The sequence below is a fragment of the Spiroplasma sp. hy2 genome, from assembly GCF_044714365.1.
In the GTDB taxonomy this organism is placed as follows: Bacteria; Bacillota_I; Bacilli_A; order Mycoplasmatales; family Mycoplasmataceae; genus Spiroplasma; species Spiroplasma phoeniceum.
Genome location: NZ_RXFZ02000273.1, coordinates 1 through 958 on the forward strand (window position 1 = coordinate 1; position 958 = coordinate 958).

At 34.6% G+C, this 958-nt stretch carries 6 tRNA genes; all 6 read left to right on the forward strand.

The window, feature by feature from the left end:
• The first annotated feature begins 164 nt into the window (after window positions 1-164).
• The 6 genes from EHV01_RS06005 to EHV01_RS06030 all read left to right on the forward strand — a co-directional run bounded on the left by EHV01_RS06005 (window position 165) and on the right by EHV01_RS06030 (window position 707).
• A tRNA-Asn gene (locus tag EHV01_RS06005) sits at window positions 165-240 on the forward strand.
• A 33-nt stretch (window positions 241-273) separates the two neighbouring features.
• Window positions 274-349: transfer RNA gene (locus EHV01_RS06010), tRNA-Glu, on the forward strand.
• A 4-nt stretch (window positions 350-353) separates the two neighbouring features.
• Window positions 354-429, forward strand: a tRNA-Val gene (locus EHV01_RS06015).
• A 16-nt stretch (window positions 430-445) separates the two neighbouring features.
• Window positions 446-521, forward strand: a tRNA-Thr gene (locus tag EHV01_RS06020).
• Window positions 522-529: 8 nt separating this feature from the next.
• A tRNA-Lys gene (locus EHV01_RS06025) sits at window positions 530-605 on the forward strand.
• A gap of 17 nt (window positions 606-622) precedes the next feature.
• A tRNA-Leu gene (locus EHV01_RS06030) sits at window positions 623-707 on the forward strand.
• Window positions 708-958: the final 251 nt, after the last annotated feature.

Consider the following 958-nt stretch of genomic DNA (forward strand, 5'->3'; position numbering starts at 1 on the left):
TYTAATTATTTTTTTCATTAATTATTTACCTCCATATATTAAAAATATACCTAATTTTAGGTATATTTTATAAATATCAAGAGTTTTCGACAAAATTAAAGGAAAATAGTTGCTTGTTTTTTCATTTTTAGTATATAATGAGTAAGGCTAAAAAGATATGCCATGCCTAGTTAGCTCAGTTGGTAGAGCACTCGGCTGTTAACCGATCGGTCGCAGGTTCGAGTCCTGCACTAGGCGCCATTATTTTTTTGAAAATTTTTATTGATATTTACCGGCCTGTTGGTGAAGTGGTTAACACACATGCCTTTCACGCATGCATTCACGGGTTCAAACCCCGTACAGGTCACCATTTTCGGGTGTTAGCTCAGTTGGGAGAGCGCCTGCCTTACAAGCAGGTGGTCAGCGGTTCAAGTCCGTTACACCCGACCATTTTTTATATTAATATGCTGGCTTAGCTCAATAGGTAGAGCAACTGACTTGTAATCAGTAGGTTGGGAGTTCAATTCTTCTAGCCAGCACCATTGCCTGTCTCCTGTTAGCTCAGTTGGTAGAGCAACTGGCTTTTAACCAGTGGGTCAAAGGTTCAAGTCCTTTACAGGAGACCATTTTTAAAACAGAGTAACCGGGTGTGGCGGAATTGGCAGACGCACCAGACTTAGGATCTGGCGGGGTAACTCGTGGGGGTTCAAGTCCCTTCACCCGGACCATAATTAAAAAACAAATTAGCACTTTCAGAGTGTTTTTTATTTGTAAAATTATGAATATAAATACAATACTTAAAAAATAATTTAGATCATTATTTTAATTTAAATACATATAACAATTATAGCCTTTTGAACAATTAATATTTTATTAGACTTCTTGCATAACCTATTAAAATAATTGTAAATATTTTTAAAAAGATACTAATAGCAAATTATAATTTTAATTAATTATGTTTTTTATTTAAAAATTWAWW